Annotated in this window: 14 protein-coding genes; 11 read left to right on the top strand and 3 right to left on the bottom strand. The window is 69.1% G+C overall.

Translation table 11 applies throughout. The annotated features are described in order from the left end of the window. From M4I32_RS13895 to M4I32_RS13885, 3 genes are all read left to right on the top strand, one after another. A partial coding sequence (locus M4I32_RS13895; RefSeq protein ID WP_319035080.1) for a hypothetical protein occupies positions 1-479 on the top strand: 479 nt, incomplete at its 5' end. Further along, the gene (locus M4I32_RS13890; RefSeq protein ID WP_319035079.1) at positions 472-894 is read left to right on the top strand and encodes a hypothetical protein; all 423 of its coding nucleotides are present in this window, start codon (positions 472-474) and stop codon (positions 892-894) included. The genes M4I32_RS13895 and M4I32_RS13890, both read left to right, overlap by 8 nt. A gap of 365 nt (positions 895-1,259) precedes the next feature. Next, on the top strand, positions 1,260-2,543 hold the full coding sequence (locus M4I32_RS13885; protein ID WP_319035078.1) for an HNH endonuclease signature motif containing protein: 1,284 nt from the start codon (positions 1,260-1,262) through the stop codon (positions 2,541-2,543). Between the two features lie 140 nt (positions 2,544-2,683). Here M4I32_RS13885 and M4I32_RS13880 read toward each other — a convergent pair whose 3' ends face one another. Both M4I32_RS13880 and M4I32_RS13875 read right to left on the bottom strand, forming a co-directional pair. Continuing rightward, positions 2,684-2,971 carry a type II toxin-antitoxin system RelE/ParE family toxin gene (locus tag M4I32_RS13880; protein WP_319035077.1) on the bottom strand — a complete coding sequence of 96 codons (288 nt, stop codon included), beginning with the start codon at positions 2,969-2,971 and terminating at the stop codon, positions 2,684-2,686. Beyond that, the gene (locus M4I32_RS13875; RefSeq protein WP_319035076.1) at positions 2,968-3,216 is read right to left on the bottom strand and encodes a ribbon-helix-helix protein, CopG family; all 249 of its coding nucleotides are present in this window, start codon (positions 3,214-3,216) and stop codon (positions 2,968-2,970) included. Before M4I32_RS13875 ends, M4I32_RS13880 begins: the two co-directional genes overlap by 4 nt. Positions 3,217-3,463: 247 nt before the next feature. Here M4I32_RS13875 and M4I32_RS13870 point away from each other — a divergent pair, with 247 nt between their 5' ends. The 4 genes from M4I32_RS13870 (at position 3,464) to M4I32_RS13855 (ending at position 5,539) form a co-directional block, all read left to right on the top strand. Then, the gene (locus M4I32_RS13870) at positions 3,464-3,700 is read left to right on the top strand and encodes a helix-turn-helix domain-containing protein (protein WP_319035075.1); all 237 of its coding nucleotides are present in this window, start codon (positions 3,464-3,466) and stop codon (positions 3,698-3,700) included. Further along, positions 3,697-4,923 (top strand): type II toxin-antitoxin system HipA family toxin, encoded by a 1,227-nt coding sequence (locus M4I32_RS13865; protein ID WP_319035074.1) that lies wholly within the window; start codon positions 3,697-3,699, stop codon positions 4,921-4,923. The genes M4I32_RS13870 and M4I32_RS13865 overlap by 4 nt, the downstream gene beginning before the upstream one ends. A gap of 92 nt (positions 4,924-5,015) precedes the next feature. Further along, the gene (locus M4I32_RS13860; protein WP_319035073.1) at positions 5,016-5,276 is read left to right on the top strand and encodes a type II toxin-antitoxin system Phd/YefM family antitoxin; all 261 of its coding nucleotides are present in this window, start codon (positions 5,016-5,018) and stop codon (positions 5,274-5,276) included. After that, complete coding sequence (locus M4I32_RS13855; protein ID WP_319035072.1) at positions 5,273-5,539, top strand: type II toxin-antitoxin system RelE/ParE family toxin; 267 nt, start codon at positions 5,273-5,275, stop codon at positions 5,537-5,539. The genes M4I32_RS13860 and M4I32_RS13855 overlap by 4 nt, the downstream gene beginning before the upstream one ends. A gap of 61 nt (positions 5,540-5,600) precedes the next feature. Here M4I32_RS13855 and M4I32_RS13850 read toward each other — a convergent pair whose 3' ends face one another. Further along, entirely contained in the window at positions 5,601-7,091 is a 1,491-nt protein-coding gene (locus tag M4I32_RS13850) for a plasmid pRiA4b ORF-3 family protein (protein WP_319035071.1), read from the bottom strand. 52 nt (positions 7,092-7,143) lie between these two features. Here M4I32_RS13850 and M4I32_RS13845 point away from each other — a divergent pair, with 52 nt between their 5' ends. From M4I32_RS13845 to M4I32_RS13830, 4 genes are read left to right on the top strand one after another with little or no spacing between them, the layout of a single operon-like run. Further along, positions 7,144-8,751, top strand: coding sequence for a TIGR02677 family protein (locus M4I32_RS13845; RefSeq protein WP_319035070.1), 1,608 nt, complete (start codon positions 7,144-7,146; stop codon positions 8,749-8,751). Next, entirely contained in the window at positions 8,748-9,995 is a 1,248-nt protein-coding gene (locus tag M4I32_RS13840; RefSeq protein WP_319035069.1) for a TIGR02678 family protein, read from the top strand. The genes M4I32_RS13845 and M4I32_RS13840 overlap by 4 nt, the downstream gene beginning before the upstream one ends. Next, positions 9,992-14,080 carry a TIGR02680 family protein gene (locus tag M4I32_RS13835; RefSeq protein WP_319035068.1) on the top strand — a complete coding sequence of 1,363 codons (4,089 nt, stop codon included), beginning with the start codon at positions 9,992-9,994 and terminating at the stop codon, positions 14,078-14,080. Before M4I32_RS13840 ends, M4I32_RS13835 begins: the two co-directional genes overlap by 4 nt. Further along, entirely contained in the window at positions 14,077-15,426 is a 1,350-nt protein-coding gene (locus tag M4I32_RS13830; RefSeq protein WP_319035067.1) for a TIGR02679 family protein, read from the top strand. Before M4I32_RS13835 ends, M4I32_RS13830 begins: the two co-directional genes overlap by 4 nt. Positions 15,427-15,605 lie beyond the last annotated feature (179 nt).

Here is a 15,605-nt window from a genome sequence, read left to right as displayed (position 1 = left end):
TTCCATCCTGGAAGACCCCGACGCCCACCCCGCCAACGCCACGCGCACCCCGACTACACCGTCAATTACGAAGAGCCGAGAAAGCACTCACCGAGCAACAGACGTATGGCGAGTACCGGCCGCCGCAGCGAGACGAGTGCATCGAACGGAGCTACTACATGCCCCTCGATGACGAAGATGTGGTTCGCGCCGACGTGCGCGTGTGGAGCAACGGCAAGCAGATGGTCGACTTTCACCTGGTCGCTGAAGGGCTCACGTTGAATGGGAGTGCATGGGAGTACAAGCAACTGGCGCGAGTCGACATTTGCCATGGCCATGCGCACGCCCACGCACTGATCGGAGACAAGATGGACGACGCACCCACCCATATTGGGCGTATCGACACCGTCGCCGACGTGCAGACGATGTTTCGCCTTGCGTGCGCCCAGATCATTGATTTCGCCCGTACACTTCGAGACGAGAGAGGAAGCCATGACTGACCACGTCGCACCCCGCCCGGTCGAGGATTTCCGCCTTGAGGTCATGATGAACCTCGCCAATGGAGACATCGATCTCGACGTCGTCGATGCGGCCGGCCGCAGACCGGTGATCGTCGCGCTCGACGACGAACACCTCGCTACGCTCATCCGCCGAATCGAGAACGTCGGAGGCTACGCGAACGTATTCGCAAGAGGCACCCACGTGCGTCAGGTCAGCGTCATCCGGTCGGAGAGTGCGCTCTTCGAGAACGAGGCCGACGACCTGAGCGTCGAGGCCCCCGCCGGGACCGTTTCGGTCGGAGCATTCCTCGACTACGTCAGCATCCAGGCGCATGGAGTGAAGGTGCCAGCGGTACTACGTGCCGATGAGCCCGGCGCGACAGCGAGACACGCGCGCGACGTCGCTTTCGCCTGACGGAAACAGGGTCTTGAACGAGACCCAAGGTGCAGTCCTCGGCGCATCCACGACTGCGTGAGCCAACGACCGAGTAACCGGACCCGCTTCGTTCGGCCATTCGGTCTGTAGCGAGTCGGGCGGGCCAGCTCCTTCGCGCTCGTATGAACGATCCTGGTGGAAGGCTACCTAGGGCTGCCGCGGGATCTCGGGGCGATCCCTTGCCACTGGTGGAGGGGGTTCGGCGGGCATCGAGGGCAGCGGCAGGTCGGGGAGCCGGCTCGTGGCGGTAGATGAGAAAAGTTTCATGAAGAATTCTTGCGGGTCGCCAGAGAACGCCGTCTTTCCGGGGTTCAATGTCCGAGGCCACCCGTAGAGTTTCGAACATGAATACGAAAGAAGCGGTGGGCCTCGAGGAGGAGACGGACCTCGCCGCGCGGGACCTTGCGGAGCGGTACGCGGCCGCGCGGCGAGCCGAGGCTGCGGCGCAGGCAGCAGTCACGCGGGTGCTGGCGGAGGCTGAGACGCTCGCGGAGCAGCGGGTTGCGGCGCTGCCTGCGGCGGCGTCGCGCGAGGCGGAGTTGCCGGTGCGCGCGCTCGCGGCAGAGCTGGGCGCGGCGGCGCGGGAGCCGGACCGGACCGTGCAACGGCGGATGGACGAGGCAGCCGTGATCGCCCGGCACTTCCCCGCGACCTTGGACGCGTGGGAGCAAGGCGCGATCGCGCGGGGGCACGTGACCGCGATCGTCGAACACGGCATGCCCATCCAGGACGGCGCCGCGCGGGCCATGTTCGAACGGGAGGCGCTGGAGCGGGCGGCGGAGACGACACCGGGGCGGCTGCGGGCTGCGCTCGGGCGGTTGTCGGAGGAGCTGCAGCCGCGGTCGTTGACGGAGCGGCACCAGGAGGCGCGGGCGAAGCGGGGCACGTCGGTGCAGGACCTGGAAGACGGGATGGGCGGGATCCTGATCGTCCAACCGATCACCCTCATCCGCGGCATCCAAGACCGCCTCACCGAACAGGCGAAAGCGATCAAGAACGCCGACCCAGACGATCCGCGGACGCTCGACCAGATCCGCGCGGACATCGCCGCCGACACCCTCCTCACCTCCACCCCGAACATCGACACCGGGGAAGGACTCGCCGACGGGTACGGCGGGCTCGGATCCATCACCGCCGTGGTCAACGTCACCGTCGCGGCCACAGCGCTGGCCGGCGTCACCGACGAACCCGCGGAACTGGTCGGGCGGGCACCGGTCGACATCGACACCGCCCGCGAACTCGCCGCACGCGCCCCCGGATGGGAGCGGGTGCTGACCGACCCGATCAGCGGCGGGATCCTCGCCGTCGACCGATACACGCCCTCGGCGGACATGAAACGACACCTGCGGGTGCGGGACCAGCACTGCCGGTTCCCCGGCTGCCGACAACCCGTCCACCGGTGCGACTTCGACCACACCCTCGACTACGCGTTGGGCGGCAAGACCGAAGTGCGGAATCTGGCGGCGCTCTGTCGACGACATCACACCGTGAAGGGCGAAACCGCGTGGAAAGTGAAACAACTCGACCACGGGGTTCTCGAGTGGACGTCGCCGGGCGGGCTGGTCTATATCGACACACCACCCTCGATGGTGCGCTTCACCGAACCCGACGAACCCGCGCCGTTCTGAGTGGCGTCGTTCTGAGCCGGCGCCGTTCTGAGCGCCTCCCGCATGTGCTCCATCGTGCGGGGACCGTAGCCATCAGCATCCGCCGCGCTGATTCGTCTCGGCTGTCATCGACGGTGCTGATCGACGCCCTCAAGGACGCCTCAGCCGAGGTCCACCGCATCACGTCGGGTGTGCAGCACGCGAAGGACCAGGATGTCGTTCTCGTCGAGGCGATAGAAGACGGCGTAAGGGAACTGATGCAACCGCGCCCGTCTCACGCCCGCGAACCCGTCAACCGGGGGAGCGCCGTTCGGGAACGTGACGAGCCGATCCATGACGCGATCGAGTTGGTCGAGGAAGCGTCGCTCGAGGTGCTCGTCGATCGCGCGGTAGTGGTCGCGGGCGTCGGTCAGATCGCGGACCGCGAGCTGCGTGAGGCGGAGCGTCACTGCTCGGCGTGCAGCTGTGCGCGGACCTGCCCCCAGTCGCGGGTGGTGCCCTGCGTCTGCTCGTCGAGCGCGGCGACAAGCTGACGCCGCTCTTCGTCAGTGGGCACGTACACGGCCTCGCCGAAATGAGTCCGCAGCGCCTCCTGGATCATCTCCGAACGCGTGCGGTGCTCCACAGCTCTGGCTCGCTCGACGATCTCGAAGAGCTCCTCCGGCAGCGTGATGGCGACTTTGCGTACAGCCATCTTCCCTCCCCCGTCTCGGTGGTATGACGAAAGCATACCTGGCGTCGCTCCCACAACGATGGGGCGGATGGCGCGAGCCGCCGGGAAGCGGTGGCCCTCCGGCAGCGTCCGTCAGCCCACGTGCCACAGGCAGCCCCGTACGCGACCGCCCGTGTTCACTCCAGCTATCCGGATATTGACATATTCGGTTGCTATCTGGAAAATGTAATAGAAGATGCCCATCCGGAAATCAGCATAGGAAGCGACCATGTCGACTGCGCGCACCCGCATCCACTCTCCGAGTGACATCGGACTGGTCATCCAGCAGGCACGGCTCGCGCGGGGGCTCTCGCAGACCACCCTGGCCGATCAGCTGGGGTTGTCTCAGCGCGCGGTGAGCGAGATCGAATCGGGAAAGCCGACGATCTACATGCGCAAGGTCTTCGACCTGCTGCGAGCGACCGGCGTCGAACTGACGGCCGAACTGCCCGTCGACGAGCGATGAAAATCGCTGTCGAGCTGTACGGCGAGGTGATCGGCCACCTGTCCGGCGATGCCCGCACGTTCGACATCGACATCTCTGGTGAAGCGATGACGCACTTCGGTCTGAACAGCCGGGTTCTCTCCGTCGCGCTCCCCCTCTCACCTCGCCTGCCACGCCATCACGCCGGCCGCCGCCGCAACTGGTTCGCGGAGCTTCTTCCCGAGGGAGACCAGCTCGACCATATGCTGGCCCGCCGGGCTTTGCGGCGCGGAGACGTGCCGGCGTTCCTCGCTGCGTACGGGCGTGACGTCGCCGGCGCCCTGCAGATCTGGGATGTCGACGATCCGACCGAGCCGCCCACCGCTCGAACGACCCCCGTCGATGCGCGCGAGATACGAGTTCTGCTGGAGGACCCGCTCGGCGCTCCGCTGGGCAATGAGACCGCCGGGGGCAAGTCGTCGCTCGGCGGCGTCCAACCGAAGATCGTGCTCGCACGGATCGAAGACGGATGGGCGCGTGCGGTCGGAGGCTTCCCCTCGACGCACATCCTCAAGCCCCAGTTGGCCTCGTTGCCGACGGTGATCTTCGACGAGGAGTACGGGGCCCGGTTGGCTCGGGGCCTCGGGCTGGCGTCGTTCGACACGACGGTGCGCTCGTTCGACGGTCTGCCGACACTCGTGATCGAACGGTTCGACCGCGCGAGCGGCACGAGGATCCACCAGGAGGACTTCAATCAGGCGCTCGGCGCCGGAGGCAACCAGAAGTACCAGGAGATCGGCGGCGTCGTCAGCCTCGCTCGGGTGGCGGATGTGCTCACCCGGCACGCGCACTCGGAGGAGCTTCGCACGCTCGCGCGCATGCTGGTGCTCACCGTGGCCGTCGGCAATCTCGACTTGCACACCAAGAACCTCGCGCTCCTGCACCCGCGGGACGGCGACCTGGCCCTGGCACCCGCGTACGACGTGGTCCCGATGGCGCATCGGAGTGATGTGGATGGGCGGCTCGCCCTCGCCGTCAACGGCGAGTACGCGCACACCCGGGTGACATCGGCCGACCTCGTCGCCGAGACATCCGCGTGGGGCCTTCGCAGAGCGCAACGCGTCGTCGACGCGACGCTCGAAGAGATCGACGCACTCGTTGGGCGGGAAACACCGCTCGAGGGCGCAGCGACGAATCTGCACGATCGGATCCGCCGATCCGTGCGCAACCTCATCGAGGGCCGGGCTGCCGGCGCTGACGCGTGACGTTGCCGGGCACGGCTGGGCATGACCGCACTATTTTTGTGTACACATATTACGTTCATCCCACTCTGTGAATAGCTGGCTAAAGTGGAAGTATGAACACAATCGCCCGCAGTATCCCGGCGCGTGAGCTTCGAGAAGGCCTGGCCGACGTTCTGGGCGGAGTCGCCTATGGTCACGAACGCGTCGGAGTGACCCGTCACGGCAAGCTCACCGCAGTCGTCATCAGCGTCGACGACCTGGAACTGCTCGAGGAGTTCGAGGCGGCACGCGATCTGGCCGAGTTCCGCGCCGCGAAGGCCGACGACGACGGTGACCGTGTGACCCTCGATGAGTTGCGCGCCGAACTGACGTGAGCCGGTACCGCGTCGAGTTCACTGCCTCCGCGGCGAAGGAGATCCGAAAGCTCGATCCACAGATCCGGCGACGCGTGCTCGCAGGCATCGCAGCCCTCGAGTCAGATCCCCGTCCCCCCGGCATCCGACAACTCGTCGATTACGACAACGCGTGGCGAGTTCGGATCGGAGACGACCGAGTGCTCTATGAGGTCGTCGACAGTGCGGTGCTCGTGACCGTCTTCCGCGTCGCACACTGCCGCGATGTCTACGACGATCGGTGATGCGTGACACGGGGCGTCATGGCTTCCCTGTGCGAGACGAAACGCACAACCGATCTCTGGCTCACGCGCGGCGCAGAACCTCGCGGGCGAACAGCCGTGCGGCCGCGCTCATATCGCCGCGGTCTGCGCGGTCGCGCGGTCCGTCCCAGAGGTTCTCGAGCACGACCCGCAGAGTCTCCTCATAGAGGTCGTGACCCCGTACTTCTCCGTCACCGCGGCGCCAGCCGAGCGCGGTCAACCACGTTGCGACGGTGTCGAGGGTCGGCGAGGGTTCTCCTTCGGCATGTTCGCCTTGCGGCGCAGCATCCAGAACCCGGGTCGTGAAGCGCCCGCCCGCCACGACCATGAGCAGGAGGCCGACGGCGGCAGCCTGGGAGTACTCCGCGTTCATCGATCCCGAGCGCCCGCCCACCGCGTGCGTGCCGTCGACCACCCCGCGCCAATGCGCGATGAGATCATCCCAGATGCGCGCGGGGTCGTCTCGGCCCGCCCGGCCGGCACGGGTCAGCAGCAGCCGCCCCTTGTACTTGCGCAAGAAGCCGTGGTGAATGAGCGCCTCGCGAAAGTGCAACAGCGGCCCGCTCTGCACCTCTCGGTTGCGCGCGCCGATCCACGGGCCCATGGACGGCACGATCGCACTCGCCTCGACGACGTCGGCCGGCGTGAGGTATCCGGCCGAGGTGAGTGGGATGCCCTCCTCTCCGGCGCGCTCGAGGAACCAGGTCCAGGCCCGCAGCGCGGCATCCCGCTCCGCCGTATCGAGCGCGGGCGGCTCATCGAGAAGAGCTCGCGCAGCGGCTTCGACGTGCTCTGATCCGGGCAGATACCGCAGTCGATCGATGAGCGAGATGACGAATGCCGGCACGCCGGCCTCGCGCAACCCGAACCGCAGGTCGCTCAGCTGTTCGTTGACCTCATCCGGATCGAACCGGGCGGGGTCGCCCTGCACCTCGAACAGCGCGGCGCCCTCCAGGCCGCGGCTGTCTTCGGGCGGGGCCGCGCGGCGTCCGTCGACACACACCGCGAGGGGCACGTGGCGGTCGCCGGTGCGCACCTCTTCGACCCGCAGGATGATCTGCCAGTCGTCGCCGTAGTCGTAGAGGTAGTGCAGCGTGTCTCCGGCGCCGGCGACGACCTCGTCGAGCCGCACCTCACCCTCGGGCACCCCGTCATCCTCGCCCTCGTCGACGTCGTAGGGACAGAGGAACAGCTGCGCCTCGTGGTCCCAGCCGTCCCCGCCGACGGAGAAGCGGTGCAGGTGGGAGTCGGTCCACCCGAACGCGGCCTGCAGCACGTCGTGCAGCGCGTCGAGCGTCATCGACGAGCGCAGGTCGAGGCGCCGCCACACCGGCGGCTTCTCCCCCACCACGTCGGCCCGCACCCGGAACACGACGGTGTCGGAGCGGGGCGGATGCCGGAGCTCGGGGCGTGGGTGGTCGAGGTACTCCGCCATGCGGGCCCGGGCGATCTGCTCCATCGCGCCCTGCAGGTCGGCGAACGACATTCCCTCGGCGATCTCGGCGAACCGGCGTTGCACTTCTTGGTCGTCCATCACGGATACGGTACCGCTGCAACGTCGGACGGCGATGGAATGATGGGGACCTATGACCGACGACGACACCGTGGGCGACGAGGACGTTGAGCAGGACACGGCTGGACGCTATGGTCCGTTCGCCTACCTCAGCGCCCCCAACGCGTCGCTGTATCGCCGCGTGATGCGCGTGCTGATGAGCGAGAAGGAGCGCTTCACGGTGCACATGCGGTCGGATGCCGTATATGTCGCCCTCCAGTCCGACGGAGGCGGCACGGTCTCGGAGGCGGCGGTCTCTGAGACGGCGGTCGCCGAGGCTCTGGAGCGGCTCGCTCAGCCTTCGTGGGGCAACCTCCTCGCCTTCGCCGACTCCTCACGGGTCACCGCGTTGGAGGACTTCTACCGACGTCGGATGCTGTATCAGCTCTCGCGCGAGGGCGAAGCCGCCGAGCGTGCCCTGGCGCAGTACGACGCTGCGCTCGGTACACGCGGCGCCCTGCAATCGGTCGCGCTCGAGGACATCGTGGTTCTCTTGACACAGCTGCGCAATACGATCGTTCAGCGCGCGGACGGCCATCCGATCGACACGGCGGCGACCCACCAGGCGCTGCGCACACTGCACGATCGCTTCTCGGAGCTCGCCGAGAATGCCGTCGCCTTCATGGGGTCTGTGCAGCGGACGATCGATCTGCACGACGCGGATGTCGAGGCCTTCCTGGCCTACAAGGAGCAGCTGATCGAGTATCTGGAGCGCTTCATCCGGGATCTGCTCACGCGCGGCGCGACCATCGCGGCGATGCTCCTCGAGATCCCCGACGACGGTGTGGTCGCCCTCGCCGAGATCGCCGCCGAGCGAGAAGCCGCCGACGCCGCCCCCGGAGAGAAGGAGCACGCGTTCGACGTGACCCGCGACCGGTGGGTGGCGCAGTGGACGGGGCTGGAGGGATGGTTCATCACCGCCCCGCAGCGTGAAAGCGAAGCGAAGCTGCTGCGGGCACGGGCTCGCGCCGCCGTCCCCGCGCTGCTGGCGGTCGTGCGCGCGCTGCACGACAACGCCGGGGGCCGCACCGACCGCACCCAGGACTTTCTGGCGCTGGCCTCGTGGTTCGCCCGACTCCCGAGCGACGGCGACCGCCACCGGCTCTGGCGCTCCGCATTCGGGCTGGCCCCGGTGCGCCATCTCAGCGTCACCGCTGAGACCGAGGAGGCGTGGGACTCGGTCAGCCTGGGCAGTTCGACGCCGTGGCGCGACGCGCCGCCACTGAAGCTCAGCCCGCAGCTGCGCCGGACGGGCACCTACGAGCGCCGCGGCAAGCCCGCGCAGGTGACCGACCGTACCGCCGCCAAGGCGATGCTGGCCGCCGAGGCCGAAGCCGAGGCCGCGCAGACCGGGGCGGCCCGTCGACGCATCCTCACCGACGGACCTCGGTCGCTCTCCGCGTTCGGCGAGCTCGACCCCGAGGCGTTCCGGCTCTTTCTGGGTCTGCTCGGCGATGCGCTGGCGTCGATGGGACCGCGAGCCTCGACATCGACCGTCCATACCTCGGACGGCGAGCTGCGTGTCACCCTCCGTCGAATCGACGACGCTCCGCCGATGGCTCTGGTGACGGTCGACGGCGTGCTTACCGGACCCGACCATATCGTCGACATCGCGCCGACTTCCGGCGGTGGCGCCCGATGAGTCCTCTCGATGCGGCATCCGGAATCTCTGGAACGCTCGAAGCGCGTGATGTCGGCGATCGCGTCCGCGTCCTGCGTGCGCTCCTGATGCATCCGGTGCTGCGCGCGGACGCCGACGGCGAACTGTTCCGGCTCGCCAGACGGCACGCCGACGTGCTGCGCACCTGGCTCGAGCGTGAGACAGGGTGGCGTGTCATCGTCGAGTCGCAGACCGTGAGACTCGCGAACTCCTACGTCCCGCGCGGCGCCACCGCCGAGGCGATCGCGCAGCGTCACCCCGCCCGCGCCCGCCGCGGCGACCCGCCGTTCACCCGGCGCCGGTACGTCCTGCTCTGCCTGGCACTGTCGGTGCTGGAGCGATCCGACCTGCAGATCGCGCTCGGACGTCTCGCGGAGGAGATCGTGCTGGCCGCGCGGCAGCCCGGACTCGCCGACATCGAGTTCACTCTGACCGGTCGCGAGCAGCGGTCCGACCTCGTTGCGGCGATCAGACTGCTGCTCGGCAGGGGTGTGCTGGTGCGCGTGGCCGGCGACGAGGAGTCGTATGTCTCGGCGAACGGCGATGCGCTGTATGACGTCGACCGGCGCGTGCTGTCGACCATGCTCGCCCCCCTGCACGCGCCGGGGCTGGTCGCGATGAAACTCGGGGTGGATGCCCCGATCGATCAGATCGAAGACGCTTTGCATGCCCCGCCGCCGGCCTACACCGACGAGGAGACGACCCGACGGGTACGGCACGCCGTGACGCGACGGCTGCTGTGCGACCCCGTCGTCTACTACGAGGAGCTGCCCGACGACGAGCGCGCCTACCTCGTCAGCCAGCGCGTCGCGTTGACACGTCGCCTCGCCGTGGCCACGGGGCTGACACCGGAGCTGCGAGCCGAGGGCGTCGCGCTGGTCGACCCCGAGGACCAGCTCACCGATCTGCGGATGCCGGAGCAGGGCACCGACGGTCATGTCACGCTGCTGCTCGCGGGGCATCTCGCCGAGCGCGGTCCCACTTCTGTGGATGACCTGCGTGCGATGACGAAACGGCTCGCGCACGAGAACGCGGCATTCTGGCGCAAGACCACTCGCGAGGCGGGAGCAGAGAACGCCCTCGTGACCGACGCCGTCGACCGGCTCGTTGCGCTCGGCCTCGCACGGATCGAACAGACCGGAGAGGATGACATCGTGCATCCTCTGCCCGCGTTGGCGCGATTCGCCGTGCTCGAACCCACGATCACCGAGAGGAAGACTCGATGACTGCCGACGCGTTGCCGCGTCCGACGAGTGAACGCTGGCAGCCGCTGCGCGTGGGCCTGGTCGACCTCTTCTATTACGACGACGAGCAGTTCTGGTTCCACGACGGGCGTCTGCTGCTGAGAGGGAACAACGGAACCGGCAAGTCGAAGGTGCTTGCGCTGACGCTTCCCTTCCTCCTCGACGGGTCCATCGCCTCACGACGCGTCGAGCCCGATGCCGATCCGCACAAGCGCATGGAATGGAACCTGCTGCTCGGCGGCGCACATCGCCATTCAGAACGCACCGGCTACTCGTGGGCCGAGTTCGGGCGCATCGAGCCCGATGGAAGCGAGACGTTCACCACGATCGGCATCGGGATGAAGGCCGCGTCCGGTCGCGGCATCGTCAAGACGTGGTACTTCGTCAGCGAGCGCCGCATCGGCGATCTGCGCCTCGTCGACGACAGCCGCACGGTGATCAGCCAGGAACGACTGCGCGACGAACTGGCCTCCTCGAGTGCGGGACATGTCTTCTCCACCCAGGACTCGTACCGCCGAGCCGTCGACGAGGCTCTGTTCCGGCTGGGGGACGAGCGGTACGGCGCACTGGTCGACCTGCTCATCCAGCTGCGCCAGCCGCAGCTGTCGAAGAAGCCCGACGAGAAGGCACTGTCGGCCGCGCTCACCGAGGCACTCGCGCCGCTCGATCAGGCCGTCGTGGCCGATGTCGCCGAGTCGTTCCGCTCTCTCGAGGAGGAGCGCATCGGCATCGCCGATGCGAAGGACACCCTCTCGGCCGCCGAGGACTTTCTGCGCCACTATCGCGCGTATTCACGCATCGCCTCGCGACGGCACACCACCGAGGTCCGCCTGGCGAACTCGGCGTACGAGCATGCGGGACGCAGCCTGGGCGAGGCTCGCGACCGGTTGACCGCGGCACGGGAGCGGGTGGCGGCGCTCGAGCGTGACGCCGACGCGGCGGACGAGCGTGAGAGCATGCTCGGCGGACAGGAAGAGGCCCTGCGATCGAGTCCCGAGATGCGGGATGCCGATCACCTGGATCGAGCGGGGCGCGATGCGGATGCCGCGGAACAGCGCGCGGCCGCGGCAGGGACGGAGGCGGCTCGTGCCGCCGATCACGCGACACGCGACGCCGCCTCGGCCACCGAGGCCGCGACGCAACACGACGAGGCCGTCGCCGCGGAACAGCGCCACGAGCGCGCCGCCATGCTCCTGGCGACGGCGGCAGGACTCTCCGAACAGCACCCGGAGATCACCGCCGACGCCGAGGCAGCGGCATCCGCTCTGGCGAGCCGACGCTCACAGGTGACGCATGTGCGCGCGCTCGCCGACGCGGCAGCGCATCGTGTCGCTGCCGCGGACAATCAGCGCCGGGCGCTCGACTCCGCCGAGGCCGACGCGGCAGCTCGGGCGGAAGAACTCGCCGAGGCGCGAGACGCCGTCGAGAGGGCCGTGGCGATGTATCGCGACGGCGTGCGCGAGTGGCTTGCGGCTGTCGTCGTCGTCGACGCGGGCCGCGACCTGGACGAGCTCGCCGATCTGTCGGAGGGATGGGCGCGCACGCAATCCGCCGAGCCACCCGCGCGCCTGGCGATCGATGCCGCCGCCGATGCGGAATTGGAGCGCATCACTCATGAACGCAGCGCGGCCGAGCAGGAGGCCGGGCTGCTCGATGCCGACCTCGCCGCCGTCCGTGCGGAGATCGCCGAGCGCGACGCAGGTCGCGACCCGGAACCACAGCCGACGCCTGCTCGGGCCCACGACGCACGGGAACAGCGGCGAGGTGCACCGTTCTGGCGGCTCACCGACTTCGCAGCCGACGTGCCGGACACGCAGTGCAGCGGCATCGAGGCGGCGCTGCAGTCGGCGGGACTCCTGGATGCCTGGGTGTCCGCCGACGGCACCGTGCGTGTGGACGACGATGTCGTGCTGGAGTCCGCGGGCCCCGAGATCGACAGTCCGCAAGCGTCGCTGGCTACGGTGCTCGTGCCGGCGGTGCCGGCCGACAGTGTGGTGGCAAGCGACACCGTGCAGGCCGTGCTGCGCCGGATCGGCTGGGGCGAGACATCCGGCGCCCACCTCTGGATCGACGGGGACGGACGCTGGGGCACGGGTCCCCTCCGCGGGGCATGGACGAAGGAACGGGCCGAGTTCGTGGGCGCGAGCGCCCGGGACGCTCACCGGCGCGAGGTGCTGGAGCGGCTGCACGCCCGTGCGGGTGCGCTCGAGAGCCAACTCGATGCCGTGCGGGACAGCATCGCCGAAGCGGGCCGTCGTGCACAGGTGGTGCGTCAGGAGCGGGCGTCGTATCCGGCGAGCCTCGAACGTCGGCTGTTCGTCGCACACGGCGATGCGGCGGCGGCGGAACGCGAGCAGGCACGCGCCACCGAGAGGGCGGATGCCGCCCGATGGGCCTGGGACGATGCCGACGGCGCCGCACACCGGGCGGCGGAGCAGCTCGCTGAAGAGGCGGCCGACCTTGCGCTACCCACCGCGGTCGATGACCTCGAGCGGCTGCGCGAAGCGATCGGCGACTACGAAGTCGCCCTCACACACCTGCGCGCCTCCGCACATGCGCGCGTTCTCGCGGGGGACGCATCCATGCGGGCGGACGAACGCGCGGCGGATTCGTCGCGGGTGCGCGAGCGGCGCGAAGAGGAGCACGGCGAGCTGCGCGGCGCGGCAACGCGGCTACGCGCCGCGTACGACGCGTTGCACGCCACCGTCGGCGAGAGCGTGGCCGAGTTGCAGGCCCGGCTGACCGAGGTCGCCGCGGCACGCACGTCCGTTGCGGCCGAGTTGAAGCAGCTAGCGAAGGACCGCCTCGCCGCCAGCGCCGAAGAGGGAACGGCCGCCGAGCGCGTCGACGGCCTGGTGAGCAGGCGCGAGGAAGCCTCGCTCGCACGCGACGAGCGGATCGGCGACCTGCGACGATTCGTCGCCACCGGGCTGCTGCGCGTCGCGGTGCGCGAGATCGACACACCGGCGATCGACGAAGAGGACGGGTGGAACGTCTCCGCATCGGTCGCGCTCGCGCGCGCTGTGGAGCAGCGGCTCGCCGACATCGACGAGAGCGACGAGGCGTGGGCGCGATCCCAGCAGCGCGTCTCGACGGCGAGCACCGAACTGTCCTCACAGATGAGCCGGCACGGGCACACCGCCGTCGTCGAGCAGCACGGGGACGTGCTCGTCGAACGAGTCCGGTACCGCGGCGACGAGATCGACATCGATCGGCTGGCAGATCGACTGAGCGACGACGTGGCAGATCGCGAGCGTCTACTCAGCGCGCGCGAGCGCGAGATCCTGGAGGAGCACCTCGTGGGCGAGGTGGCCGGTCATCTGCACGAGCGGATCCTGACCGCCGAGCAGCAGATCGACCGGATGAACCGCGAGCTGGCCGAACGCAAGACCTCGACGGGCATGCGGCTGCGGGTGCGTTGGCGTGAACGGCCCGATGGCCCCGCGGGTCTGGCAGCGGCGCGCGGCCTGCTGGTGCGCTCGGATGCGACCTGGAGCGCCGACGATCGCACGGCGATCGAGGACTTTCTGCAGGCGCGGATCGCCGAGGTGCGCGAAGATGACCCTGCCGGAGGCTGGCAGGAGCATCTGGGCGAGGCGCTGGACTACCGGCGATGGCACGGCTTCGTCGTCGAGCGGTGGCAGAACGGGCAATGGCGATCGGCCTCCGGTCCAGCATCCGGAGGTGAGCGGGCGCTGGCCGTGTCGGTGCCGCTCTTCGCCGCCGCGGCGGCCCACTACAACTCCGCCGACCCACGCGCGCCGCGTCTCATCCTGCTCGATGAGGCCTTCGCCGGTGTAGACGACGACTCTCGTGCCAAGTCTCTCGGCCTGCTGGCGACGTTCGACCTCGACGTCGTGATGACCAGCGAACGCGAGTGGGGATGTTACCCGCAGGTGCCGGGACTGTCGATCGCGCAACTCACGCGTGTGGAGGGGATCGACGCCGTCGGGGTCACTCGCTGGCGATGGGACGGCCGACAGAAGACCCGGGCCCCGCAGGTCGACGCGTCGGGCCAGGCCGGCGGCCCACCGCCGGAACCGGAGCCGGAGATGCTGTTCGGATGACAGCGGCGGCGGACGAAACCGGACCGTCACGCGCGGATGCCGACGCGATCGAACGACTGCTCGGCGGACCCGAGACGGCGTGGCTGGTCGGGCGGGTGCGTGAACGCATCCTGGATGCCGGTGGTGAGCAGATGCGCGGCGTCGTACGGCGCCGCGACCCCAGCGATGCCGAGCGCGCCGCCGCGGTGCGTCTTGTCGGCATGCCCCGGCGTCAGGGGCAGACGCTCTCCGTAGATCTCGCCGCGGTTGAGCGGATCCTCCGTCGGGGTCCGTGGCCAGCAGGACTCGCCGATGCGGTGCAGGCGCTCACCGGCCCGGTCATCGATCACCGAGGTGAGCGCGAGAGAGAGCGGGCGGCGTGGACGGCTGCGCGCGATCGTCTCATCGTCGAGACCCCGCAGTTTGCGGGCCTTGCACCGTGGTGGGAGTCATGGTGTGCGGCGGGCGGGCTCACGCGCATCGCGCGAGCGGAGGCGCGGCGGATCGGCTCGTCGGGCCCGGAGGCCGGCGAGCGCCTCGTGCAGGCGGTCGCCGACCTGCTGCGGTTGCTGCCGGCCAAGGGCGAACCGCTCTCGATGATCGCCCGACGAGCAGTGGGCGACGCACACGCACTCGACGCCGACCGCCCCCTCGGGCGTCTCGCGCTGGCTGTCGTGTGGGCGGCATTCGGAACGGATGCGGCGCGACCGTCATCGCGCGAGGTGTGGCAGGCCGCCGGCGTCGAACGCTCCGCCCTCGCATCGACCGTCCTGTGTCTCGGGGTCGGCGGACGGGACGATGTCCCGCGCGAGCGCACCGGAGCTGCGACGGCGAGCATGCTGGAGGCGATGCGCACGGCTCGCGCTCCGGTCATCCTGACTCTCGAACAGGTCCGATCCGGAGGGGCGCGGGTGCTGCCACCCGAGGGCGTCGTGCACGTGTGCGAGAACCCCACCGTGGTCGAGGTCGCTGCCGACCGCTGGTCGCGTGCGGCTGCAGATGTCGACCCCGTGCTGGTGTGCACATCGGGTCAGCCCTCGTTCGCCGTGATCGAACTGCTCGATCAGCTCACGGCATCCGGCGCAGAATGCCGCTACCACGGCGACTTCGACTGGCCGGGACTGCGGATCGCCGCCGCGCTCGGAATGCGCGTGCCGTGGGTCGCATGGCGTTTCGGCGCCGCCGACTATCGCGCCGCTGCGGCCACAGAAGAAGCGTCGCTCGAACTCGCGGGTCGTCCGTCGGAATCACCCTGGGATGTGGGACTCGCGGCGGCGATGGTCGAGATCGGGCGCGCGGTCGAAGAGGAGGCAGTCCTCGACGGTCTGGTCGACGACCTGGTGCAGGAGCGTCGGTCCACCGGCTAGAACAGACACCCGAGGTATGCCTCTCGAGACGTCGTCGACCACATCCTTGCCGAACGCGGTTCGACACCGAAATCCAGCCGGAAGTGCGCGGGACTCCGGGTACTCCGCGCTCAGCAGCTCGTGAGCGAACGCGAGCACATCGTCGCCAGCGGCACAGCCCCCGAGAACGACGGATGGTG

Source organism: Microbacterium sp. LRZ72, assembly GCF_033792225.1.
Classification (GTDB): Bacteria; Actinomycetota; Actinomycetes; order Actinomycetales; family Microbacteriaceae; genus Microbacterium.
This window is presented reverse-complemented; position numbering and strand designations above follow the sequence as displayed.